Below are 22,574 nucleotides of genomic sequence, written 5' to 3'. Positions count from 1 at the left end.
GATAGTCGCTTACTCGGCTGGAAACTGTGGGAGCACGTACTCGGCAAGCTCAGCAAGCGCGTCAGCAGCGGGACGTCTCAAAGGTTTGAGATTGAACGCGACGTGGCTCACTCCCTGTGACTGCTGATGCGCAAGCAAGGCGATCAGCGCATTGCGACCAGCTCGCAATCCATTACCGGTGTATCGAAGGGGCTCGTTAGGATTCTCGGCAAGGTCGAAGAAAGCCCCATACCCGTACGGGCGCAACCATGTATCGACATGGCTTGCACGCCAGGTCGCGAGGAGGTCAGGAAGCTGACGGAAATCGCTTAAGTGCCAGAGCCAGGCGTCACTGTGCCCTGCGATCCAGTTCATTTCCTGGCGGGCACGCCCGACGACCAGCATCGGCATGCGTCCATGCACCGGCTTCGGGACCAGATCGATATCGCCGCGCAAGGTGCCATAGAACTCGGTTTGAGCCGTCGGAAACGACGTCTCCGTCACCGTGCGGATCAGTTCGAACGCTTCGCGATAGCGATCGCCACGATTTTCGTAGTCCAGATTAAATGCAGGGTACTCGACAGGACGGTCCCCGGTCGAGAGTCCAAGGAGGAGACGCCCATCAGTCAGATGATCTACCGAGACCGCCTGCTTGGCGACAACAAGCGGGTCCCGGAGTGTCGCGACGATGCCGGCTGTGCCAAGTGCGATTTTGCTGGTCTGCCCGGCAAGAAAGCCAAGATAGACAAAGGGATCCAGCATCTGGCCGGTGTCGCCGAAACCGGGATCGTAGAAAGGCACATCGCGCATCCATAGCGCAGAGAATCCGGCCTCGTCGGCGATCTTCGCCAGTCGCGCATGTCCTTCAAGGGTTGGGAACGGAGAGGTCGGGTAACCTTCAAGCGGCATGATGAACCCGAAAGTGAGTCTTCCCGGTTTGAATACACGGCGGTACGCCGGATGGGACAGCAGCTCGGTCGGTAGCGGGCCAATTGCGGGGGCGTTCATGAGTCGTCTTACTCCAGTGCGTTCGCGGTTGTCTCCGCGTGCGCGCCGCTATCGAGTAGCCGGCGATATGCATGCCGCGGAGACTATTGCGATAGAGTAATCTGTCGATTGGGGAATCGGATTCCCCTGTTATGCAACCTCTATGCCCTTTGGCAGAGGAGATAATGCAGCGTTATGGAACCCAATCGATTTGGCGACATCACCGCATTTGTAGGCGCAGTCAGGAGCGGCAGTTTTACGGCAGCGGCGGCCGCACTAGGGTTGACCCGCTCGGCCGTCGGAAAAAGCATTGTTCGTCTTGAGGCGCGGATGGGCGTACGGCTCTTGCACCGGACCACACGCAAACTCAGCCTGACCGACGAAGGCAGGATCGTCTACGAGCGCTGGCGACAGATTCTCGAAGATCTGGACGAGGTCGATGCAACAATGGCCATGCGACGCCGCAAGCCAACGGGGACGCTCAAGCTTACGGCGCCGTTGTCGTTCGGCCAGCGCCATATTCTGCCGGTCCTGGAGTCGCTCCTCAAACAGTGGCCGGACCTGCGTGCAGATATCTGGTTTACCGACCGCTTCATTGATCTCGTGGAAGAGGGCTTTGATATCGCGGTGCGGATCGGCAAACTGAAAGACGACTCGCAACTGCTGACGCGAACTGTTGGGACGCAGCAATTCGTCACATGCGCTTCAGCGGACTATCTCGCTCGCCGTGGTATCCCCAAAAGCCCACAAGACCTCGTCAGTCACGACACGATCGCTTTTCTGAGCGGAGAACGGCCGAACGCATGGCGATTCAACTCATCAGATGGCCTGCAAATTTTTGACGCACCGGGGCGCCTTAACATCGACAGTTCGGAAGCAATGAGAGAAGCGGCGCTTGGGGGCTTCGGGATCGTGCACCTGCCGAGCTACATCCTCGGCAATGATCTCCAGAGTGGCGCGCTTGTCGAATTGCTGGAGGACTTCAGGCCGGAACCCGATCCCATTCGGATTCTCTACCCCAGCAAACGCCACCTGTCACCCAGGATTCGAGCATTTATCGATTTGCTCGTTGAGCGCTGGGAGGGTGGTGTTCCATGGGAAGCTCCGGCCGCGGTGCGAGGCAATGATTGACTGACGTCGCGATATCAGGCACGGCGACGGCGGGCTGGAGCTTTGGCCGGAGCGGGTGCCTTTTCAGTGAGCGTGGCCAGGACCGATGGAGTACCGTTGAGGAAGGCGCTCACCTGTCTCTCGACGTGGGCATCCAGATCTTTGGGTATTGGGAGCCCGTACACCCATTTGCGCATGCCGATATAGAAAATGCTGGCATGCAAACTCCAGATCAACTCCAGTTCAGCCTCCTGGTCGGCCTGTGACGTGGGTGCCGGAAGATTGTAGGCTTCACGGATTTCCTTCATCACCGGAAGGAAGATTCGCTGGCGAAGCTTGTCGAGATAACGCGTGTTGATGCCTTCGCGCGTAAGGCCGGCAAAGATGAAGGTACGAATCCACTCCCTTCGCAGGATGACGTGTGAGTACCCTGTGTACAGAGCGCACAGACGCTTTTCCAGAGGGATGCTGCGATCGGCGATCAGTGCTTCCCACTGCGGATCCCACTGATAGACCTCCTGGTAGACACGTTCGATCAACGCTTCCTTGTTGGGGAAGTAGCGATACAGAAGCGGTTGGGTAACCCCAATCTGCTTGGCAAGTTCGCGCGTGCTTCCAGAAAAACCATGCGTCGCGAAATGTTCGATGGCCTTGTCGACAATCTGCTGTTCGCGTTCTTCGGGAGCCAGTCGTCGTCCGGTCACCACAGTCAAGGACGGGTCTGCACGAAGTTTCGAGCTGGCTGCGTCAGTTGGGGCGATGGATTTCTGGCGTGGCATGGTCTGTCTCATTATTGAATGGTCGATCAATAAGACAAATATAGCAGGGTGGAGAGCAGGTCGCACATATGGTATCGCCGGCTGACGATGTGACATCCCGCTCTGGCTAACTACCAGGCCGAAGCGGAGAGCCAGAAATGGGCGACGGCAAGCAGTTCGGATGCAGTCGCGATTTCGCTGCCTCGCTTGGTCTTGTTCCCCGCCAATACAGTACGGGCGGCAGATCCAACCTTCTCGGGATCAGTCGACGTGGCGACAAGAACATCCGAAGTCTCCTCGTCCAATGCGCTCGGGCCTACATGCGATGCCTGGAAAAACGAACCGGTCGGCTCGCGGACTGGACCCGTGCGCTTCTGACTCGGCGCCATTCGAACGTGGTGGCGTGCGCGCTGGCGAACAAGCTGGCTCGCACCGCCTGGTCGATCGTCGCCCGGCATTCGACCTTTGACCCAGAGCTTGCGACGCAACCCGCTTGAAAGTGCGCTGGCTCTCTATGATTTTTTCCTGCGTTTGCGACGACTGAAACCTGATGACGTGAACGGCACTCCGGCCTGTGGAACACCCCGGCAACCAAAAGAACTGGCTATCGTCCGATAGTTACAGCATCGGCGAATGCAGATGATCCGGATGGTCGAGCATATCGGCCACCATATGCAGGGATTCTTCCATTTCGATCGCGTCGCCGGGGCCGCCCAAGCAGATGCGCACGGCGTTAGGCGGATTACCGTCGGTGCTGAACGCGGCGCCCGAAACCACGCCGATCTGCTTCGTGCGCAAATGCGAAGCCAGTTCCGATGCGCTCCAGCCCGTTTCCGGCGGCACCGTCAGCCACAGGTGAAAACATTCCTTCGACGTCTCGATCTCGCGCGAAGCAAACACCTGCGCGGCGATATGCTGGCGCACCGCGCACTCGTTGCGAATCGCATCGAGCATCTGCTGCGCAACGCCGCTTTCGATCCAGCGCGCCGCGAGATGCGACATATACGGGCTCGCCATCACGGTGGTCGCGCGAAGCGCGCCGGAAAGCCTTTCGGCGTGGCGTGCGCCGGGCGCGACCACGAAGGCCACGCGCAGCCCCGCGCCAAAGCACTTCGACATCCCCGTCACGTAGTAGGTGAGTTCGGGCGCGAGCGTGGCGAGCGCGACGGGCGGCGTGTCGCACAGCATGCCGTAGGCGTCGTCCTCGATGATCGGCACGTTGTAGCGCAGCGCGATATCGGCGATGTGTTCGCGGCGATTCTGCGAGAGCGTGCGCGTAGTCGGATTCTGCAACGTGGGATTGCAATAGAGCACACCGGGCTTGCGCGTCTTGCAGAGCGCCTCGAACGCGGTGGCGCTCAGGCCTTCGTCGTCACGCGGCAAGGGGGCGAGCGGCATGCCCAGTTGATTCGCGATGACCTTGAGCCCCGGATACGCCAGGCAATCGGTGCAGATCGCTTCGCCGGCTTTCACGAGTCGAAGCAGCAGCGCCACGAGCGCGTTGTGGATGCCGGGGCAAACCAGCAGTGCGTCGGCGCGATGCGAGGGCAGAGTGCGACGTAGCCACTGGCTCGCCATGCTGCGCTCGAACTGCGAGCCGCCAAAATCCTGGTAGCGCAGCATAGACCAGGGATCGGCGGCGCCGATGATCTGCGCCGCCGACTCCGCCAGCAGCGCGGTCATTTCCGGCGGCTCGGGCGGCATGTTCATGGTCATTTCCAGCGCCGTGCCCGCACGTAGCGGCATCGTGGGCGGACGGCCGCGCACATACGATCCACTGCCCGCACGCGAATCGATCAAGCCGCGCTTGCGCGCTTCGGCATAACCGCGCGCGAGCGTCGTGTAGTTGACCTTGAGGGCGTCGGAGAGATCGCGCAGCGCTGGCAGCCGGTCACGCGGGCGCAGACGGCCGCTTGCCACATCTTCTTCGATGAGATCGGGAATCGTCTGATAAACGGGTTTATCGCTTTCGGCGAGCCGTTTGAGCCAATGGGCGGCGACATTCGACATGGGACGTGCGCGCGGGCGCCTTCGAAATGGACTCATTCATTCTAGTGAGAATGTGTGCCGAAAAATAAATCAATTGATCGCACACGATTGCATTTAATGATCCGAAATGATGCACGCATGCACCTGAATTGAATGCCCGTTGCCCAGCCCCGGGGCGCACGCCGTTGCGCGCCCGATACGCAGAACCGTTCACCGGCAGGCCGTGCCCGTGGCTCGCGAAAAATAATCTTCGGGATCATTCGCGACACGCGCCATTGATTGCGGATTGATCGCATGACGCTGGGTTCTTGATGGCATAGCCGTTGCGAAATGAGAGACGCCGGCCACCGGTCGGTCACAGTCCTCAATCATTGAACGGAGTCACGCAATGCCCGCCATCACCCTGACCGCGCACAAGACCGGCGACCATCTGGTCGATTACGAAGAGAAGGTGTTCGAGGACGTCAAGGCCGAGCCCGGCGAGAAAGCACTCGTTACCTTCCATACGGTGGCTTTCGAAGGTTCGATCGGCTTCGTCAATATGCTGCAGGCGACGCGTTTGCAGCGCAAGGGCTTCGAAACATCGATCCTGCTGTATGGCCCCGGCGTGATGCTGGGCGTTCAGCGCGGCTTTCCGACACTTGGCGCCGAAGCCTTCCCGGGGCATCTGAATTTCAACAATCAACTGATGAAGTTCATGGCCGAAGGCGGCAAGGTCTACGCGTGCCGCTTTGCGCTTCAGGCGCTTTACGGTCAGACCGAGGCTGCGCTGATCGAAGGCGTGCGCCCGATCAATCCGCTCGATGTGCTCGACCTGAAGCTGCTGCATCGCAAGTCGAACGCGCTCGTGATCGACACCTGGACAGTTTGAGTTCACACAGGTATCGCCATGTCGACTCCATCCACGAAGCGCATTGTGCGTGCGGCGGCTGTACAGATTGCGCCCGATCTTCAATCGTGTGCGGGCACGCTGGCACGCGTTGGTGACGCGATCGTCAGCGCCGCGCGCGAAGGCGTGCAACTGGCCGTGTTTCCCGAAACGTTCCTGCCGTACTACCCGTACTTTTCGTTCGTACTGCCGCCGGTGCAGTCGGGCGCCGAACATCTGCGTCTGTACGAGGAGGCGGTGACGATACCGGGCCCGGTGACGGAAACCATCGGCGCGCTGGCACGCGAGCACGGCATGGTGATCGTGCTGGGCGTCAATGAACGCGATCACGGCAGCCTGTACAACACCCAGCTGATTTTCGATGCCGATGGCCAGATCAAGGTCAAGCGCCGCAAGCTCACGCCCACGTTTCATGAACGCATGATCTGGGGGCAGGGCGACGCCGCCGGGCTGAAGGTTGCGCAGACTGCCGTGGGCCGCGTGGGCGCGCTCGCCTGCTGGGAGCATTACAACCCGCTGGCGCGCTACGCGCTCATGACGCAGCACGAAGAGATTCATTGCAGCCAGTTTCCCGGCTCGCTGGTTGGGCCGATTTTCGCCGAACAGATCGAAGTGACGATCCGTCATCACGCGCTTGAATCCGGCTGTTTCGTTGTGAACGCAACGGGATGGCTCAGTGACGCGCAGATCGAATCCGTCACCAGCGATCCGAAGCTGCAAAAGGCGCTGCGCGGCGGCAGCAACGCCGCGATCGTTTCGCCCGAAGGACAGCATCTCGCGCCGCCGTTGCGCGAAGGCGAGGGCATGGTGATTGCCGATCTCGACATGACGCTCATCACCAAGCGCAAACGCATGATGGATTCGGTCGGTCACTATGCGCGGCCCGAATTGCTGAGTCTTGCGATCAACGAGCGGCCTGCCACGCCGGTTATCTCTTTTGACGACACGCCTGCCACTGTTTCATGGAGCCTTCACGATGAACGCCAGCGTCAAACTGCCGGAATCGAGCCTGCAACTCTTGACTGAGCTGCAGTCGAGCGGTCTGCGTCTTGCCTCGCCCGAGAGCGAGTCCGAAGGTCTGTCGCGACGTGGCGGTGCGGGCCCATCCGATCACAAGGCCATCGTGATCGACGGCGTCACGCTGATGGTGCCGGTGCATACGCACGGCGCGCATCAATCTGCCTTCGTCGCCAACGAACCCGACGCGAGCGGCGTGAGCGTGCTCACGCGCGGCAGCATCCCGGTCGCGCAGATTGCCTTTGCGAAGAAGCCGCGTTTTTACAAGCTGCAAACGCTCGATGGCGTGCCGTATTCGCACATCGCCACGCTGCACGGCACCGATGTGCTCGCGACCACGGTGCTGCAAACCTGCATCCGCTACGAGAGCCGCAAAAAAGCCTGCAAATTCTGCGCAATCGGCCAGTCGCTCGCAGCGGGCCGAACAGTCGCGCACAAGACGCCGGAACAACTGGCCGAAGTCGCGCGTGCGGCGGTGCTGCTCGACGGCGTCAAGCATATGGTGCTCACGACGGGCACGCCACCCACACCCGATCGCGGCGCGGCGATTCTGTGCGACAGCGCGCGGGCCATCAAACGCGCCGTCAATCTGCCGATCCAGGCGCAATGCGAGCCGCCCGACGACGACGCGTGGTTTGCCCGCATGCGCGAAGCCGGGATCGACACGCTCGGCATGCATCTGGAGGTGCTGGGCGAGGCTGAGCGCGCGCGCATCATGCCGGGCAAGGCGACTGTGCCGGTGAGCCGTTATATGAGCGCGTTCGAGGCTGCGGTGAAAGTGTTCGGGCGCGGCCAGGTGAGCACGTATATTCTCGCGGGACTGGGCGATCCGCCGCAGCGCGTGCTCGATGTCGCGCATCAACTGCTCGCCCTTGGCGTTTATCCGTTCGTGGTGCCCTTCGTGCCGATCTCCGGCACGCCGCTGGAAGATCACGCGCCGCCCACGCCGGAATTCATGCGCTCGATTCTCGCGCCGCTGGGCGCGATGGTGAGCGAAGCCGGCCTGCGCGCGGCCGATATCAAGGCCGGTTGCGGAAAGTGTGGCGCGTGCTCCGCGTTGTCCTCGTTCGAGAAGGTGGCGGCATGAGTACGATCGCTTCGGTGGCCAATTCCGTGGCCGATACCATCGTCGTGCGCTGGGCGCGGCACGACTGGGAGCGCGAAGCGGCGTTGGCGATACGGCGCGCGGTGTTCTGCGAAGAGCAGGGCGTCTTCGAACAGGACGATCGCGACGCCATTGACGCCCACGCGCAACTGCTCGTGGCCGTACTCGATGCGCACGGCGACGCACGCGAAGTGATCGGCACAGTGCGCATTCATCGCGATCATGCGACCGAGGCGACGTGGTATGGCTCGCGCCTTGCCGTGAGCGCGCCGTACCGCCGTCATGGCCGCATCGGCGCGACCTTGATCCGGCTGGCCGTGAGCAGCGCGCATGCGTTTGGCTGCGATACGTTTCTGGCGCACGTCCAGGCGCAGAATGCGCCGCTCTTTCATCGGCTGCACTGGCGCACGATCGAGGAGGCGATTTTCTTCGGTCGCGCGCATCACATCATGCAGGCCGATCTCGCGCACTATCCGCCCTGCGCGACGCCTTTCGACGGCTTCGTCATCGATCAGCGGAGGGCCGCATGACGCTCGACGAGATCGTCGCGAAACTGCGGGCGAGCCGCGGCGTCGCGCACAAGTCCGATATCGCGCCGATGCTCGCGGCCCTGGATGCGAACAACGCAGGCCGCGCGAATTCCGCCATCATGGCCGCGGGCGACGACTGCGCCGCCATTCCCGATGGCGACGGCTATCTGCTGTTTGCCGCCGAAGGCATGGTGAGCGACCTGATCGAGGCCATGCCATGGTTTGCGGGCTACTGTTCAGTGCTGGTGAATGTCAGCGACGTGTGCGCGATGGGCGGCCGGCCAATTGCCGTGGTCGACGTGATATGGAGCGATGGTATTGCGCCTGCCGCGCCGGTGCTCGAAGGCATGGCCGCCGCATCGCGCCAGCTGGGCGTGCCGATCGTCGGTGGCCATAGCAACGCGCGCAGCGAGCGCACGCAACTCGCGGTGGCGATTGTGGGCCGGGCGCAGCGTCTGCTGTCGAGCTTCACCGCGCAACCCGGTGAAAAATTGCTCATGGCCGTGGACTTGCGCGGCGCGTTCGTCGAGCCTTATCCCTACTGGAATGCCGCGACCGAAGCACCCGCGCAACGTCTGCGTGACGATCTGGCCGTGCTCGCCGGGCTGGCCGAAAGCGGTCTGTGCGCCGCCGCGAAAGACATCAGCATGGCCGGTATCGCCGGTACCGCGATGATGCTGGCCGAGTGCTCGCGCGTGGGCGTGCGCATCGACCTCGATCAATTGCCCAAACCTGCCGACGTGCCGCTCGCGCGCTGGCTCGAAATCTTTCCAAGCTTTGGCTATCTGCTGAGCGTGCGCGACGAACATGTCGATGCCGTGATCGCGCGTTTCGCCGCGCGCGACATCGCCTGCGCCGCCATCGGCGAGATTCACGCGCAACCCACTGTCGATCTGCAATGGAACGGCGAAACGCGCAACGTCTGGCGACTCGACGCACAACCGTTCATCGTGCCCGCCGACCGGCGCGCGACGCGCGCCTTCGAACCAACACCGCTGGCCCAGCCGACAAACTGAACGCCAGGCAAGGAGCACCACCATGCCCGTGACCCATTTCGTCGTGCGTTGGCCCGACGGCCAGGAAGAACGATGCTATTCCCCGTCGACGGTCGTGCGCGATTATCTGCGCCCTGGCGCCTATCCGCTCGACCAGTTTCTCGCCAACGCGCACGCGGCGCTCGATGCCGCGTCCGAGCGCGTGCGCGCGAAGTTCGGCTATGCGTGCTCATCGGCGCTCGACCAGTGGGCGTCAATCGAACGCGCCGCCGAGCCGTTCCGTTCGCAGGCGTTGGCCGAAGTGACCATCGTGAGCGTCGACTGAATCCACCCAGACTCCAAATCATCCCGACAACACCAGGAGAAGCACATGTCTATCCAGACGCCCACGGCCACCTCACCGGTTCCCGAGGAGCATTTCAGCGTCGCGATCGTCGGCGGCGGCCAGGCCGGGCTGTCGATGAGCTATTACCTCAAGGAGCGCGGCGTCAATCACGTCGTGCTCGAAAAGCGCAGCGTCACGCATGCGTGGCGCGAACAACGCTGGGACGCGTTTTCGCTCGTCACGCCAAACTGGCAATGCGCGCTGCCGGGCTATCCGTATCGTGGCGATGACCCGCACGGCTTCATGAAAAAAGACGAAATCATCGCGTGGCTCGATGGCTTCGTGCGGCATGTCGATGCGCCAGTGCGCGAAGGCGTGAGTGTCACGCGTGTTGCGCGGCGGCCAGCCGGCGGCTTTGTCGTGCAGACCGGCGCAGGCACGTTGAGCGCCGATCAGGTGGTCGTGGCCTCGGGCGGCTATCACACGCCGATCGTGCCGCGCATGGCCGAGCGTCTGCCGGCTTCGATCGTGCAGATGCAGTCGTCCGAATATCGCAATGCTAACGCCTTGCCCGCAGGCGCGGTGCTGGTGGTCGGCTCGGGACAATCGGGCGCGCAGATCGCCGAAGACGTGCATCTCTCGGGCCGCAAAGTTGTGCTCGCGGTGGGGGAAGCGCCGCGCTGCGCACGCTTTTATCGAGGCCGCGATGTGGTGGACTGGCTCGCGGACATGAAGTACTACGACATGCCAGTGGAAGAACATCCGCTGCGCGAGGGCGTGCGCGACAACACGAATCACTATGTCACGGGCCGCGACGGCGGACGCGATATCGACCTGCGCAAGTTCGCCAGCGAAGGCATGGAGCTATATGGGGCGCTGGAAGACTACGTCGATGGCGCGCTGCGTTTCAAGTCCAGTCTGGGCGCCAATCTGGATAGCGCCGACGACACATATAACCGCATCAACGCCTCGATCGACCGCTTCATCGCGCAGAACGGCATCGACGCGCCGCCAGGCGAGCCGTATCGCGCGGTGTGGACGCCGCAGCAGGAGCGTAGCGCGCTCGACCTCGCAACGAGCGGCATCGGCAGCATTGTCTGGTGTATCGGTTTTCGGCCCGACTTTAGCTGGATCGATCTGCCGATCTTCAATGGGCGCGGATATCCCGGCCACACGCGCGGGGTGACGACGCAACCAGGACTATATTTTCTGGGCTTGCCGTGGCTGCACACGTGGGGCTCGGGACGCTTTTCCGGCGTCGCGCGCGACGCCGCCTACCTGGCCGACTGCATCTGCGCGCCTGCGAGGTTCGATGCGCGCGCGGCATGAGGGCGAGCGTGCGCCCGCGCAAACGCGCACGCACTACGTGGCGGGCATGCCGGAGCTGGCGTTCGCGGGCCTTTCCGAACAATGGTTGCTGCGCACCTGCGGGCAACTGCACTGGAACGCACTGGCCGCGCAGGCGCAGCTTGGCTCGCCGGACTTCTACGACGAGGAGGGCCGCAAATCATACGCGGCGTTCACGGCGATCCGCCTGAGCGAGGCGCGGCTCGAAGAGGTGAGCGAACACCAGCGCTTCGCCATCGAAGCCGACGTGAAGCGGATCGCCGGAGCGCGTCATTTCGGCCAGTTCCGCGTCTTCACAACGGAAAGCGCGGTGGCGAAGGTGGACATGCTGTCGACCTTCGTGCGGCGCGAACAGGCGGGCGACAACCGGTCAGTGAGCAAAGCCATGTTCGCGGGCGCACTCGCAACGCCAGCGCCCGCCACCGCGCAAGCCTTGATTGCGTTGACGAAACAATTGCGCGCGGGCGACTGGACACGTCATGGGCGTCTGGATCGCACAGCGCACGCCACTGAGCACGTGGTCGATTATCTGCCGTGTCCGTCGCTCGATTTCAACGGCGTGCACCTGTTGTATTTCGCGAGCTTCCAGTCGATGGTGGAGCGCGCCGAGTGGCACTGGCGCTCGGCGCCGCATTCCGCGCCGCCCGCGCTGGTCGAGCGCGACATGGCGTTCTATGGCAATGCGAATGTCGGCGACCGGCTCACGCTGTCATTTGGCGCGCGCCACGCGGGACATGACGGCCTCTCGCACTGGTGCACGGTTTTCCGGGCGGCCGACGGCGCGCGCATTGCCGATATCGTCACCCACAAACGGTGGTCGCATGAATGAAACCCTGCGCGAGCCGCGAAAGCCGCTCTACACGCAAGCCGATATCGCCGATGTGCCGTGGCTCGACGCGCGTCCCGGCGACTACCCGTTCCCGCGCGGCATCCACGCAACCATGTACACGCAGCGCCCGTGGACGATCCGCCAGTACGCGGGTTATGGCGACGCCGCTGCCTCGAATCTGGCGTATCGGCGCGCGCTCGAAGCCGGCGCGAAGGGACTCTCGGTGGCGTTCGATCTGCCGACGCATCGCGGCTACGATTCGAACCACCCGCACGCAGCGGCCGATGTCGGCATGGCGGGCGTGGCGATCGATTCGGTGGAGGACATGAAGCGGCTTTTCGACGGCGTGCCGCTGGATGAAGTCTCCGTATCGATGACGATGAGCGGCGCGGTATTGCCCGTGCTCGCCGCGTTCATCGTCGCCGCGCAGGAGGGCGGTTACGACGCGGCGCTTTTGCGCGGCACGATCCAGAACGACATCCTCAAGGAGTTCATGGCGCGCAATGCCTACATTTTCGCGCCCGAGCCTTCGATGCGGATCGCCGCCGATGTCGTGCATCACCTGCTCGCGACCATGCCGCGCTTTAACGCGATGTCGGTATCCGGCTATCACCTCCACGAAGCAGGCGCGGATAGCGTGCTCGAACTTGCACTGACTCTCGCCAATGCGCGCACCTACGTAGAGCGGCTGGTGAACGAGGGCGCCGATATCGAATGCGTATGCGGGCAGTTGAGCTTCTTCTTCGCCGTGGGCCCGGACTTTTTCGGCGAAATCGCTAAACTGCGCGCGGCGCGCGTGTTGTGGGCGCGGATTGCGCGAGCGCTTGGCGCACGCACGCCACGAGCGATGCACCTGCGCATGCATTGCCAGACGGCGGGATCGAGCCTGCATGCGCAGGGTGCGCACAACAACGTGGTACGCACCACGGTGGAGGCGATGGCGGCGGTGTTTGGCGGCACGCAGTCGCTGCATACAAACGCCTGGGACGAGGCGCTTTCACTGCCCGGCGAGGCGGCCGCCACGCTCGCACGCGACACGCAGCGGATACTTCAGCATGAAATGGGGCTGTGCGAGGTGATCGACCCTTGGGGCGGCTCGTATCTGGTCGAATCGCTGACTGCGCATACCGTGGATGCGGTGGAGGCGATGCTCGAAGACATCGAGGCGCAGGGCGGCGTGCTCGCCGCCATCGAAACGGGCTCGGTTCAGGCGCGGCTGAATGGTGGCGCGATCCGTACGTTGGCGCAGATCGATACGGGCGAACGCGTGATCGTCGGCGTGAATCGTTATCGCGCCGATCATGCCGTGCAGCACACGCCGACGACCACCGACGCAAGCCGCCTGCGCGCGAAACAGGCCGAAGGTCTGCGTCAATTGAAGGCGTCGCGCGATGGCTCGCAGGTGCAGGTCACGCTCGATGCGCTGACGCAATGCGCCAGCACGGGCAGGGGTAACCTGCTGGCGGCGACCATCGAGGCAATGCGTGCGCGGGCCACGATCGGCGAATGCACGGCGGCATTGGAGCATGTGTGGCCGCGCTTTCACGTCGCGTCCGGCATCGAGGCGGATGTCTACGCTCAGGCACGCGAGCAGGACACGGCGTGGCAGAGCGCGCGCGATGCGGTCTCGCGATGGTGCGCGGTGCAGGGACGCAAGCCGCGCATGGCGCTCGTGAAGCTGGGACAGGATGGTCATGATCGGGGCGTGCGAGCGGTGTCCGCGGCGTTGGGCGATGCGGGTTTCGATGTCAGGCTGGGGCCGCTCTTTGCGACGCCGTGCGAAGCGGCAGAATGGGCGTGCATGCACGATGCCGATATCGTCGGCGTATCGACGCTTGCTGGCGCGCACAGAATGCTTGTGCCGGCCCTGATCAACGCCTTGCGGCAGCGCGCAAGCGATGCGCCAGTCGTTGTGGGCGGTATCGTGCCGCACGCTCATCGACAAACGTTGTTTGCCTGCGGTGTGAGTAAGCTGTTCGGCCCGGATACGCCGCTCGACGGAATGATTCACGAACTGCTGGGCGTGCTGACTGACGCATCTGCGGTTTTGGAGAATCGGGTAGCTTCATGATGCAGTGCTGTAGCGGGTGCATTTAGAACTTCACTATATTTAACATAATATAAATTATCGTATTTTTTAAGGGGTCCGACACCATGAAAAATGCGCAAAAGCATACTTGCTCTAGACACGGTTTAATTCACTCATGTCACAAAAGGCAACTTGCTATGCCGCGCCTGTGCGAGCATCGACACGGTGATCTTGCGAACCTCCAACTTGCTCTGCGTAACATGCGCACGCAGCAAAATCCCGGCCTCGGCGACCTTGCCGCGCTCGATCAGCATCAGCATCGTCGCGTGTTCGTCGTAGGTCGCGTCGGTGCGATGTGGCTTCAGAAAATCGAGCCTCCGAACGATCCGGATGCGCTCGGTCACTTCGTTATGGACGCGCAGCATCTCCGCATTGCCGGTCGCTTCGATCAAGCCACGATGAAAGCTCTCGTCGAGCCGAAACATGCGCGCCGGATCGCTCTCGCGCGCTTCGGGCGCGACACACCAAACCGACTTGAGCGCGTCGATGGCGGGATGTGGCGGCCGTGCGCTGGCCACGCGTTCAATCGCGGCGAGTTCCAGCACGATGCGCAGATCGTAAAGTTGATCCAGCCGGTCGAAGTCGATATCGCACACTTTCCAGCCGCGCCGGAATCCCACTTCCAGATAGCCTTCGCGCAGCAGCCGGAACAGCGCATCGCGCATCGGCGTGCGCGACACGCCGTAATGCTGCGCGATATCCGTTTCCGAAAACCGGTCGCCCGGAAACAGTCGGAAATCGAAAATGTCGTGCTTGAGCCGCAGATAGACCTGTTCCGCCAGTTGATTCGTGCCATAGACCACTTTCGCGGCGCCTGAGCTTAAGTCGTCTTCGGCCGCGTCCGCGGGTTCTTGCTGCTTCGCTCCGGTTTGTCGTTTTGATTCGATGACCACGCTCTTGCCTGTTCCTTGTCGATCACGCGCGTTGTTCGTAAGCCGCCAGTGTATCCGGCGCGTCGATCAGACTCACGTGCGCAGCGACGATGATCCACCGGCCGAACGCCGCATCGGCCGCACCGAGCCGCGCCCAGGTCTGCATCTGCCGCCCAATGAGCGGCGTGGCGTCGCTGGTGAATTCGGTGCTCACCGTCGCGTAATCGTGGCCGAAGGCGGTCACCACCGTGCGATGTCGCGTGCGCGACTTGGGCACCGGCGCGCACGCTTCGCGCCACGCGCGAATGGCCTCGCCGCCGTGCTGGATTTCGGCGATGCCGTAGCGCACCGTCTCAGGCGCGTCCCAGAACAGCACGTTCATGGCGGCGATGTCGTTGTCGATCAGCGCGCGCTCATAGGCTTCGAACGCGGCCGTCACTTCGGCGACGATGGACGGATCGTTGATCACGATGTTCTCATTCGTTGGCGTCATGATGTTTCGCTCTCTAGCAATTGCGAGAGGCTCGCGGTCCACCCGACGATGCCGCCCTGGGAGCGGATCATCGCCAGCGTGGCCTCCTTGAACGCGGGAAAGTAGCTAGCGGTGGCGTCTTCGATCAACAGGCAGTCGTAGCCGCGGTCATTCGCTTCGCGCATCGACGTCTGCACGCACACCTCCGTCGTCACGCCCGCGAACACCAGGTGCGTGATGCCGCGCTGCGCGAGTGCTTCGCCAAGCCGAGTCGCGTAGAACGCGCCCTTGCCCGGCTTGTCGATGACGAGTTCGCCGCCAACGGGCGCGAGCGCGTCGATAATCGCATTGCCCGGTTCGCCGCGCACGAGGATGCGCCCCATCGGGCCTTCATCGCCGATACGCGCGCTCGGCCGCCCGCGCAGCCGCTTGGCGGGCGGACAGTCCGAGAGATCCGCCGCATGCGATTCGCGCGTATGCACGACGAACCAGCCGTGCTCGCGCGCGTGACGCAACAGTCGCACGACGTCCGGCACGATAGCGTTCAGCAGAGAGACATCGTTACCGAGCGCCGCGCCAAAGCCGCCCGGCTCGATGAAGTCGCGCTGCATGTCGATCACCACGAGCGCGGTTGTCCGCGCCTCGAAGGCAAACGGTGAAGGCAATGCGCAAGCAAGTATCGGCATGGTCGATCAGCCCTTGTAAGTGCGTTCGGGTGGCGCGAAGCCGCAAGACGTTCCGTCGGTCACGCGCACCGCGCTTTCCCACGGCAGACGATATTCGCCACGCACCATGTCCTGCATGAAGGTGTACGGGCAATCCTGCGCGCCGTCTTTGACGGCCACATAGCCGCGATGGCCGAGCTGATAGATATTGTTCTCGACGCCCCAATGCGCGCGCGCCTCGCGCACCAGATCGGGTCGCATTTCGCAGGTGATGATTTCGTCGGGACGATGGCTGCCGTCCACCATCACGGTGCCGTCGAAATCGCAGAACATGCCCTCGCCCATCGAATCGAACGTGCCGTCGCTGCCGCACAGGCAAACGCTCGCGGTCTGCGCGAGATTCTGAAACGCATTCGACTGATTCGTGATGCGCCACGCGTGACGGATCGGCGCCGTGTAGCCGGCGGTGCGCACGATCACTTCCGCGCCCTTGTACGCGGCTTCGCGCGCCATCTCCGGGAACATGCCGTCGTGACAGATGATGAGGCCGAGCTTCACGCCGCGCGGTCCCACGCACACGGGCACGCCGAGATTGCCCGGCTCCCACGGTTCGACCGGCACCCACGGATGGAGCTTGCGGTAATAAAGCTGGATCTCGCCGCGATCGTCGATGATCAGCCCGCTGTTATAGGGGTTCCCGTGCGGATTGCGCTCCATGATCGAGAAGCAGCCCCAGATGCGATGCGCCACGCACGCCGCCTGGAAGGCCGCCACTTCGGGACCGTCGAGCATGCACATGATCGCGTCGTCGGTGCGCATCGACAGGCCGTGCAGCGCGTATTCGGGAAACACCACGAGATCCATCGAGGCGTTGTTGCGCCGCGCCTTGCCGACCAGCTCAACGATGCGCTGCGTTTGCGCCGCGAGTTGCGCGGGCGTTTCGACGTCGGGATTGCGCAGTTGGACGAGGCCGATCACCACACCCGCGGGCGATCGGTTCAATCCGCCGAGTCCACTCAAACTCATTGGTCAGGCTCCATGAAAGGCGGCGGCCGGAACCGCCGTTTCGGTTTGACGATCGTCGCCGTGGCCCGCCATGTGGCGGCCGAGCACCACGCGGTCTGCGTTCTCCACGGCGGTTTCGAACACCAGCCGACCTTGCGAGATGACCGCGATGCGGTCGGCCAGCTCCAGCAGTTCGTCGAGATCCTCGCTCACCAGCAGCACGGCCGCGCCCGCGTCGCGTGCGGCCAGAATGCGCGCGTGAATATCGGCCACCGACGCGAAATCGAGCCCAAACACCGGATTCGCGACGATCAGCACGTCGACCGGCTGGCCCAGTTCGCGCGCGAGCACCGCGCGCTGCACATTGCCGCCGGACAACGTGCCGATGGCGCGTTCCAGCACCGGCGGGCGCACGTTGAATTCGGCGATACGCTGCTTCGCGCGCTCGCGCATGGCGCGCCGGTTCAAACGCCAGCCGCCCGAACGCAGCGGCGCTCGGTCGAAATCGCGCAGCGCCAGGTTTTCGGCAACACTCAGGTTCGCTACGCAGGCGTTGCGCAGCGGCTCTTCCGGCAACGCGTACACCGAAAGACGTGTCATCGCTTCGCGCGTCGCGCGATACGGCTCGCCCTTCACGCGCATCGCACCCGACTGCGCGCGGCGCTGGCCAACCAGCGCTTCGACCAGCTCTTTCTGGCCGTTGCCCGAGACGCCCGCGAGCCCGAGAATTTCCCCGCCGCGCACGGCCAGCGACGCATCGCGCACCGCCGCGTGGCCACGGTCGTCGAGCACCGTCAGGTTCGACAGTTCGAGCGCCACCGCCGCGTTGGCGGCGAGCGGCTTGCGCGCGAGCCGCACAATGTCAATGCCCGCGGTGGCGCGCGCGTCGGCGTCGGACGTGGCTTCGGCGCCGCCCATCATCCACGATGCGAGACGGTCGCGGTCGGTATCGCGCACCGCGCAACTGCCGACCAGACGCCCTTTGCGCAGCACCGTGACGTCGTCCGCGTACGCCATCACTTCGCGGAACTTGTGCGTGATCATCAGCACGGTAAGTTCGTTGCGCGTCGCGAGATCGCGCATCAGGCCGAGCACTTCGTCGGCTTCCTGAGGCGTAAGCACGGAAGTCGGTTCGTCGAGAATCAACAGGCGCTGACGCAGATACAGCTGTTTGAGAATTTCGAGCTTCTGCTTCTCTCCCGCCGCGAGACCCGACACCGGCGCGTCGAGCGCGAGCCGGAACGGCATCTCGCGCATAAACGCGTCGAGCAATTTTCTTTCGCTATGCCAATCGATTTTCCACAACATGCGGCCGCGCGCGAGCACCAGATTCTCTTCGACCGACAAACCTGCCGCGAGCGTGAAATGCTGATAGACCATGCCGATGCCAAGAGCCTGCGCGTCGCGCGGCGACGCAATACGCGCCTCGCGCCCATCGGCGACAATCTGGCCACTGTCGAGCAGGCCATAGCCGACGAGCCCTTTCACGAGCGTGCTCTTGCCCGCGCCGTTTTCGCCGAGCAAGGCGTGCACCGTGCCCGCGCGCACCTTGAGCGTGACGCCGTCGAGCGCACGGAATGTGCCGAAGTGCTTACTCGCGCCCAGCACCTCGATGCCGAGCGCGCCGTTTCTGGGCGGCAGGGGTTTCATGCTGGCGAGCGTCGACATGATCAGCGTCCTAGCGTGGCGAGCAGCGCGTGCGAATCGGACACGGTGCCGAACACGCCGCCCTGCATCAGCACCATGTTCAGGGCCGCGTCGTGATTGGCCTTATCGGTCGCGCCGCAGCAGTCCGCGAGGATCGTGCATTCGAAGCCGCGATCGTTCGCCTCGCGCATCGTCGTGTGCACGCAGACGTCGGTGGTGATGCCGGTCAGCACAAGATTCGCGATGCCACGCGTGCGCAGCACGAGTTCGAGATCGGTCGCGCAGAACGAGCCCTTGCCCGGCTTGTCGATCACGATCTCGCCCGGCAGCGGCGCGAGTTCGTCGATGATTTCCCAGCCCGGCTCGCCGCGCACGAGAATCTTGCCGCACGGTCCATCGTCGCCGATACCGATGCCGTTCGTTCCCACCTGGCGGCTGCGCCAGCGCTTGTTCGCTGGCAGATCCGAGAGATCGGGCCGATGGCCTTCGCGCGTGTGAAAGATGGTGAAGCCCTGCGCGCGCATCGCCGCGAGCACGCGCTTGATCGGTTCGATCGGCGCGCGCGTGAGCGAGAGGTCGTAGCCCATCTTGTCGACGTAGCCGCCGATGCCGCAGAAGTCGGTCTGCATGTCGATGATGACCAGCGCAGTATTGTCGGCGCGCAATGCGCCGTCATAGGGCCACGGATACGGACGGGCTTCGATGAAACGGGTCATGTCGGTCTCCGGTGAGACGGGATCAATCGATAGCAAAACAAGGCGTCAACGCGTAAGGCTCAGCTCGCCCGGTGCGCCAGCGAGCGTGCGATCCGGGCGGCAATTGACGATCATGATCGCGAGCGTCAGCACGTAGGGCGCGGCGTTGAACAGGTAATAGCCGCTCGTCACGCCGATGGCCTGCAACGCGGGACCGAGCGCGCCCGCCGCGCCGAACAGCAGCGCCGCCCATAGACAGCGCAGCGGCTGCCAGCGCGCGAAGATCACGAGCGCAACCGCCATCAGCCCCTGGCCGCTGGAGAGTCCTTCGTTCCAGCTGCCCGGATAGACGAGCGACAGATACGCGCCGCCCACGCCCGCGAAGAAGCCGCCGACCGCCGTGGCCACGATGCGAACGCGCGTGACCGGATAGCCCATCGCCCGCGCGCTCTCGGCGTTTTCGCCGACGAGCCGCAGCGTCATGCCCCAGCGTGTCGAGCGCAAACCCCATTGCAGGGCGAACGCCAGTGCAAGGCCGATCAGAAACAGCGGGTTCACGTGCAGCGCGTTGTGCACTTGAGGCGACGCACTCCACGCACCGAAATCGAACGAACGCAGCATCGGCGCCTGCGGCTCGATAAAGGGCTTGCCGAGATAGAACGCGAGGCCGGTGCCAAACAGCATCAGCGCGATGCCGAACGCGATGTCAGAGACGCGCGGCAGCGAACACACGAGGCCATGCAGGCCGCCGAGCAGCAGCCCGGCGCAACCGGCGATCAGCACGCCCGCCCACGGCGAGCCGCTCAGATACGCGCCCGCATAGCCGCTCATCGCGCCCGACACCAGGATGCCCTCGAGCCCGAGGTTCACGCGTCCGCCCTTCTCGGTCAGGCATTCGCCGAGACTCACGAACAGATACGGCGTGCTCACGCGCACGGCGCCCGCGATCAGCGAGAACATCAGCACGGCAACGGGCGAATGCAGATCAGACATGACTTTGCTCCAGCGAAGAGGCGACGTCGGATGGCGCGGCGGCCTGCCACTTCGCGCGCCACGCGGCGAGCCGCCCGCCGAGCGCCTCCCACGCAAGCAGGTTGGCGAACAGCAGGCCCTGAAGCACGAGCGTGGTGGCGTCGGGCAGATCGAGACGGCGCTGGAGCAGACTGCCGCTTGCCTCGATGCCGCCGATCATCAGCGCACACGCGACGATCGCGAGCGGATTCTGGCGCGCGGCGAACGCCACGAGAATGCCCGCGTAACCGTAGCCCGCGAGCAGCGACGCGTTCGCGCTGCCCTGCACCGCCGCGACTTCGAACATCCCCGCAAGTCCCGCCGCCGCGCCGCCGAGCACGCACGCCGTCAGCGCGAGCGAATTCACCGGCAGGCCGACGAGACGCGCGGCGCGCGCGTTGCCGCCGGTCACGCGCATCGCGAAGCCCTTCGTGCTGTGGCGCACGAACACCCACGCGGCCACGCACGCGAGCGCGCCCCAGAACAGGCCCCAATGCACTTCGAGCCCGGGCAGCGAGCCAATGGAAAACGCATCGGGCAATGCGGGCGTCGACGGTTTGTTCAGGCTCGACGGATCGCGCAGCGGACCTTCGACGAGAAACTTGAACACGGCAATCGCGATATACGACATCAGCAGCGAACTGATCGTCTCGTTGACACCGCGCCACTGCCGCAAGGCTCCGACCGCGCCAATCCACGCGCCGCCGACGATCATGCCGGCCAGCGCCATGACCGGCGTGGCGACGAACCACGGCGTGCCGGTCGGCAACAGGGGCGGCACGACCGCCGCTGCGAGTCCGCCGAGCGCGAGCGCGCCCTCCCCGCCGATCACGATCAGGCCCACCTGCGCGGGCAGCGCCACGCACAGCGCCGTGAGCATGAGCGGCGCGGCGCGCAGCAAGGTGCTCTGCCACGCGAACGACGAGCCGAACGCACCTTGCGCGATCAGCGCGATCGCGTCGCCCGCCGGTTGCCCCTCGATCAGCAGGAAGACCGAGAACAGCAGCAACGTGCTGACGATGGCCGCGAGCGTCGGCAGCGCGGGCAGCACGCCGATCAGCACGCGGGCGACGCCGGGCGGCGTCACCGGGGAAGCGGGAGCGCGCATGATCTCTCCTTGCGAGGTTGAGGGGCTTTGGACTTCACGGCGGAATCGTTCAGATCTGACCGACCACGCCCGCGACGAGGTAATTCATGCTCTCGAGCGTAATGTCGGTCTGCGCGTAGTTCGTGCCTCCCGCGATGGCCGTGCCGCCCTTGTTGTCCTTCAGCGGTCCCTTGAAGATCGCAAATTGGCCTGCCAACATCTGCGCCTTGACCGCGTCGGCGTTCTTCTTCGCATCGGGCGCGACCTTCGTGCCATACGGCGACATCTTCACGAAGCCTTCCTTGAGACCACCGCGCAGGATGTTGGGCTGCGGCTTGCCCGCCTGCGCATTGGCGACGAGCGTCTGGTATGGCGTCGCCCAATCCCACTCAGCGCCCGTGAGATAGCCCTTGGGCGCCAGCGCGGCCTGGCTCGCGTGATAGCCGCAGCTCATCGCGCCGCGCTTCTCCGCGGTTTCGATCACGACCTTGGGACCGTCGACGTGGCACGTCAGCACGTCACAGCCCTGATCGACGAGGCTGTTGGTCGCCTCGGCTTCCTTCACGGGCATCGACCAGTCACCCGTAAAAATCACATGCGTCGTGATCGACGGATCGACCGACTGCGCGCCGAGCGTGAACGCGTTGATGTTGCGCAGCACCTGCGGAATCGGCTTGGCGGCGACAAAGCCGAGCTTCTTCGTCTTACTCATGTGGCCCGCGACGACGCCGTTCAGGTATTGGCATTCGTCGATGTAGCCGAAGTAGCTCGCGATATTGGGCGGATTGCCCTGCTTCCACAGGCCGCCGCAATGCGCGAAGCGGACCTTCGGATATTTGGCCGCCATTTTCAGCACGTGCGGATCGAAGTAACCGAATGAGGTCGCGAAGATCAGCGTCGCGCCGTCCTGCTCGATCATGGCTTCCATCGACTTCTGCACCGCGACCGTCTCCGGCACGTTCTCTTCCTCGACCACCTTCACGTTCGGCAGTTTCTTGATGACCGCCGCCGCTTGCGCCTGTGCCTGGTTGTAGCCGTAATCGCCCTTCGAGCCGACGTAGATCACGCCGACCGTCAATTTCTCGGCGGCGAATACGCTTTCGAAAGGCAGCAGGCTGCCGAGCGCAAGTGCGCCAGCCTGTTTGATGAAGTCGCGGCGTTGCGTCATGAT

22 protein-coding genes and 1 pseudogene are annotated in these 22,574 nt (G+C 63.8%); 11 read left to right on the top strand and 12 right to left on the bottom strand.

All coding sequences use genetic code 11. From position 1 onward, the window contains the following. Positions 1-9: 9 nt before the first annotated feature. Positions 10-987: an LLM class oxidoreductase gene (locus U5782_RS34605; RefSeq protein ID WP_322048346.1), complete on the bottom strand. Its 978-nt coding sequence runs from the start codon at positions 985-987 to the stop codon at positions 10-12. A 174-nt stretch (positions 988-1,161) separates the two neighbouring features. Here U5782_RS34605 and U5782_RS34600 point away from each other — a divergent pair, with 174 nt between their 5' ends. After that, positions 1,162-2,097 carry a LysR family transcriptional regulator gene (locus tag U5782_RS34600; protein ID WP_322048345.1) on the top strand — a complete coding sequence of 312 codons (936 nt, stop codon included), beginning with the start codon at positions 1,162-1,164 and terminating at the stop codon, positions 2,095-2,097. Between the two features lie 14 nt (positions 2,098-2,111). Here U5782_RS34600 and U5782_RS34595 read toward each other — a convergent pair whose 3' ends face one another. Then, entirely contained in the window at positions 2,112-2,855 is a 744-nt protein-coding gene (locus U5782_RS34595; protein ID WP_322048344.1) for a TetR/AcrR family transcriptional regulator, read from the bottom strand. A 134-nt stretch (positions 2,856-2,989) separates the two neighbouring features. On the opposite strand from U5782_RS34595, the pseudogene U5782_RS34590 reads away from it, so the two are divergent. Continuing rightward, positions 2,990-3,331 (top strand): annotated as a pseudogene (locus U5782_RS34590) (transposase); the annotation flags it as partial. 121 nt (positions 3,332-3,452) lie between these two features. On the opposite strand, the gene U5782_RS34585 reads toward U5782_RS34590, so the two are convergent. Beyond that, positions 3,453-4,844 (bottom strand): PLP-dependent aminotransferase family protein, encoded by a 1,392-nt coding sequence (locus U5782_RS34585; protein WP_321838915.1) that lies wholly within the window; start codon positions 4,842-4,844, stop codon positions 3,453-3,455. Positions 4,845-5,211: 367 nt separating this feature from the next. Here U5782_RS34585 and U5782_RS34580 point away from each other — a divergent pair, with 367 nt between their 5' ends. The 9 genes from U5782_RS34580 to scpA are packed head-to-tail and all read left to right on the top strand — an operon-like array spanning position 5,212 to position 13,931. Then, positions 5,212-5,694: an MSMEG_0572/Sll0783 family nitrogen starvation response protein gene (locus U5782_RS34580; RefSeq protein WP_321838916.1), complete on the top strand. Its 483-nt coding sequence runs from the start codon at positions 5,212-5,214 to the stop codon at positions 5,692-5,694. An 18-nt stretch (positions 5,695-5,712) separates the two neighbouring features. After that, a complete protein-coding gene (locus tag U5782_RS34575; RefSeq protein ID WP_322048343.1) occupies positions 5,713-6,738 on the top strand; it encodes a Nit6803 family nitrilase in 1,026 nt (341 codons plus the stop codon). Further along, positions 6,689-7,816, top strand: a complete 1,128-nt coding sequence (locus tag U5782_RS34570) for an MSMEG_0568 family radical SAM protein (protein WP_322048342.1) — start codon at positions 6,689-6,691, stop codon at positions 7,814-7,816. The genes U5782_RS34575 and U5782_RS34570 overlap by 50 nt, the downstream gene beginning before the upstream one ends. Then, on the top strand, positions 7,813-8,364 hold the full coding sequence (locus U5782_RS34565) for an MSMEG_0567/Sll0786 family nitrogen starvation N-acetyltransferase (protein WP_322048341.1): 552 nt from the start codon (positions 7,813-7,815) through the stop codon (positions 8,362-8,364). Before U5782_RS34570 ends, U5782_RS34565 begins: the two co-directional genes overlap by 4 nt. Next, complete coding sequence (locus U5782_RS34560; protein WP_322048340.1) at positions 8,361-9,380, top strand: sll0787 family AIR synthase-like protein; 1,020 nt, start codon at positions 8,361-8,363, stop codon at positions 9,378-9,380. The genes U5782_RS34565 and U5782_RS34560 overlap by 4 nt, the downstream gene beginning before the upstream one ends. A gap of 22 nt (positions 9,381-9,402) precedes the next feature. Further along, positions 9,403-9,684, top strand: a complete 282-nt coding sequence (locus U5782_RS34555) for an MSMEG_0570 family nitrogen starvation response protein (protein ID WP_322048339.1) — start codon at positions 9,403-9,405, stop codon at positions 9,682-9,684. A 45-nt stretch (positions 9,685-9,729) separates the two neighbouring features. Then, positions 9,730-11,013 carry an MSMEG_0569 family flavin-dependent oxidoreductase gene (locus U5782_RS34550; protein WP_322048338.1) on the top strand — a complete coding sequence of 428 codons (1,284 nt, stop codon included), beginning with the start codon at positions 9,730-9,732 and terminating at the stop codon, positions 11,011-11,013. Continuing rightward, positions 10,997-11,860, top strand: coding sequence for a Pnap_2097 family protein (locus U5782_RS34545; protein ID WP_322048337.1), 864 nt, complete (start codon positions 10,997-10,999; stop codon positions 11,858-11,860). Before U5782_RS34550 ends, U5782_RS34545 begins: the two co-directional genes overlap by 17 nt. Beyond that, the gene (gene scpA / locus U5782_RS34540; protein WP_322048336.1) at positions 11,853-13,931 is read left to right on the top strand and encodes a methylmalonyl-CoA mutase; all 2,079 of its coding nucleotides are present in this window, start codon (positions 11,853-11,855) and stop codon (positions 13,929-13,931) included. Before U5782_RS34545 ends, scpA begins: the two co-directional genes overlap by 8 nt. A gap of 131 nt (positions 13,932-14,062) precedes the next feature. On the opposite strand, the gene U5782_RS34535 is transcribed toward scpA, so the two are convergent. From U5782_RS34535 to U5782_RS34495, 9 genes are all read right to left on the bottom strand, one after another. Next, positions 14,063-14,752: a GntR family transcriptional regulator gene (locus U5782_RS34535; RefSeq protein WP_322048368.1), complete on the bottom strand. Its 690-nt coding sequence runs from the start codon at positions 14,750-14,752 to the stop codon at positions 14,063-14,065. Positions 14,753-14,864: 112 nt separating this feature from the next. Continuing rightward, positions 14,865-15,314 (bottom strand): oxalurate catabolism protein HpxZ, encoded by a 450-nt coding sequence (gene hpxZ, locus U5782_RS34530; RefSeq protein WP_322048335.1) that lies wholly within the window; start codon positions 15,312-15,314, stop codon positions 14,865-14,867. Beyond that, positions 15,311-15,979: an isochorismatase family cysteine hydrolase gene (locus U5782_RS34525; protein ID WP_322048334.1), complete on the bottom strand. Its 669-nt coding sequence runs from the start codon at positions 15,977-15,979 to the stop codon at positions 15,311-15,313. Before U5782_RS34525 ends, hpxZ begins: the two co-directional genes overlap by 4 nt. Positions 15,980-15,985: 6 nt before the next feature. After that, a complete protein-coding gene (locus U5782_RS34520; protein WP_322048333.1) occupies positions 15,986-16,984 on the bottom strand; it encodes a formamidase in 999 nt (332 codons plus the stop codon). Between the two features lie 3 nt (positions 16,985-16,987). Continuing rightward, positions 16,988-18,631 (bottom strand): ABC transporter ATP-binding protein, encoded by a 1,644-nt coding sequence (locus tag U5782_RS34515; protein ID WP_322048332.1) that lies wholly within the window; start codon positions 18,629-18,631, stop codon positions 16,988-16,990. A gap of 2 nt (positions 18,632-18,633) precedes the next feature. Continuing rightward, positions 18,634-19,326 carry an isochorismatase family cysteine hydrolase gene (locus U5782_RS34510; protein ID WP_322048331.1) on the bottom strand — a complete coding sequence of 231 codons (693 nt, stop codon included), beginning with the start codon at positions 19,324-19,326 and terminating at the stop codon, positions 18,634-18,636. 45 nt (positions 19,327-19,371) lie between these two features. After that, positions 19,372-20,298, bottom strand: a complete 927-nt coding sequence (locus tag U5782_RS34505) for an ABC transporter permease (RefSeq protein WP_322048330.1) — start codon at positions 20,296-20,298, stop codon at positions 19,372-19,374. Then, positions 20,291-21,424, bottom strand: a complete 1,134-nt coding sequence (locus tag U5782_RS34500) for an ABC transporter permease (RefSeq protein WP_322048329.1) — start codon at positions 21,422-21,424, stop codon at positions 20,291-20,293. The genes U5782_RS34505 and U5782_RS34500 overlap by 8 nt, the downstream gene beginning before the upstream one ends. Before the next feature lie 49 nt (positions 21,425-21,473). Next, entirely contained in the window at positions 21,474-22,571 is a 1,098-nt protein-coding gene (locus tag U5782_RS34495; protein WP_322048328.1) for a BMP family ABC transporter substrate-binding protein, read from the bottom strand. Positions 22,572-22,574 lie beyond the last annotated feature (3 nt).

Origin of the sequence: Paraburkholderia sp. J67 (assembly GCF_905220265.1) — a bacterium.
Taxonomy (GTDB): domain Bacteria; phylum Pseudomonadota; class Gammaproteobacteria; order Burkholderiales; family Burkholderiaceae; genus Paraburkholderia.
Note: the sequence above shows the minus strand (reverse complement) of the source record. Positions and strands in the feature narration are given on the sequence as shown.

Excerpts from the sequence above, each read along its gene's own strand:
- U5782_RS34605 (WP_322048346.1), bottom strand. The coding sequence starts at position 987 with ATGAACGCCCCCGCAATTGGCCCGCTACCGACCGAGCTGCTGTCCCAT.
- U5782_RS34550 (WP_322048338.1), top strand. The coding sequence starts at position 9,730 with ATGTCTATCCAGACGCCCACGGCCACCTCACCGGTTCCCGAGGAGCAT.
- U5782_RS34500 (WP_322048329.1), bottom strand. The coding sequence starts at position 21,424 with ATGCGCGCTCCCGCTTCCCCGGTGACGCCGCCCGGCGTCGCCCGCGTG.
- scpA (WP_322048336.1), top strand. The coding sequence starts at position 11,853 with ATGAATGAAACCCTGCGCGAGCCGCGAAAGCCGCTCTACACGCAAGCC.
- U5782_RS34575 (WP_322048343.1), top strand. The coding sequence starts at position 5,713 with ATGTCGACTCCATCCACGAAGCGCATTGTGCGTGCGGCGGCTGTACAG.
- U5782_RS34510 (WP_322048331.1), bottom strand. The coding sequence starts at position 19,326 with ATGACCCGTTTCATCGAAGCCCGTCCGTATCCGTGGCCCTATGACGGC.
- U5782_RS34525 (WP_322048334.1), bottom strand. The coding sequence starts at position 15,979 with ATGCCGATACTTGCTTGCGCATTGCCTTCACCGTTTGCCTTCGAGGCG.
- U5782_RS34585 (WP_321838915.1), bottom strand. The coding sequence starts at position 4,844 with ATGTCGAATGTCGCCGCCCATTGGCTCAAACGGCTCGCCGAAAGCGAT.
- hpxZ (WP_322048335.1), bottom strand. The coding sequence starts at position 15,314 with ATGACGCCAACGAATGAGAACATCGTGATCAACGATCCGTCCATCGTC.
- U5782_RS34565 (WP_322048341.1), top strand. The coding sequence starts at position 7,813 with ATGAGTACGATCGCTTCGGTGGCCAATTCCGTGGCCGATACCATCGTC.
- U5782_RS34570 (WP_322048342.1), top strand. The coding sequence starts at position 6,689 with ATGAACGCCAGCGTCAAACTGCCGGAATCGAGCCTGCAACTCTTGACT.
- U5782_RS34545 (WP_322048337.1), top strand. The coding sequence starts at position 10,997 with ATGCGCGCGCGGCATGAGGGCGAGCGTGCGCCCGCGCAAACGCGCACG.
- U5782_RS34495 (WP_322048328.1), bottom strand. The coding sequence starts at position 22,571 with ATGACGCAACGCCGCGACTTCATCAAACAGGCTGGCGCACTTGCGCTC.
- U5782_RS34580 (WP_321838916.1), top strand. The coding sequence starts at position 5,212 with ATGCCCGCCATCACCCTGACCGCGCACAAGACCGGCGACCATCTGGTC.
- U5782_RS34595 (WP_322048344.1), bottom strand. The coding sequence starts at position 2,855 with ATGCCACGCCAGAAATCCATCGCCCCAACTGACGCAGCCAGCTCGAAA.
- U5782_RS34560 (WP_322048340.1), top strand. The coding sequence starts at position 8,361 with ATGACGCTCGACGAGATCGTCGCGAAACTGCGGGCGAGCCGCGGCGTC.
- U5782_RS34505 (WP_322048330.1), bottom strand. The coding sequence starts at position 20,298 with ATGTCTGATCTGCATTCGCCCGTTGCCGTGCTGATGTTCTCGCTGATC.
- U5782_RS34600 (WP_322048345.1), top strand. The coding sequence starts at position 1,162 with ATGGAACCCAATCGATTTGGCGACATCACCGCATTTGTAGGCGCAGTC.
- U5782_RS34555 (WP_322048339.1), top strand. The coding sequence starts at position 9,403 with ATGCCCGTGACCCATTTCGTCGTGCGTTGGCCCGACGGCCAGGAAGAA.
- U5782_RS34520 (WP_322048333.1), bottom strand. The coding sequence starts at position 16,984 with ATGAGTTTGAGTGGACTCGGCGGATTGAACCGATCGCCCGCGGGTGTG.
- U5782_RS34515 (WP_322048332.1), bottom strand. The coding sequence starts at position 18,631 with ATGTCGACGCTCGCCAGCATGAAACCCCTGCCGCCCAGAAACGGCGCG.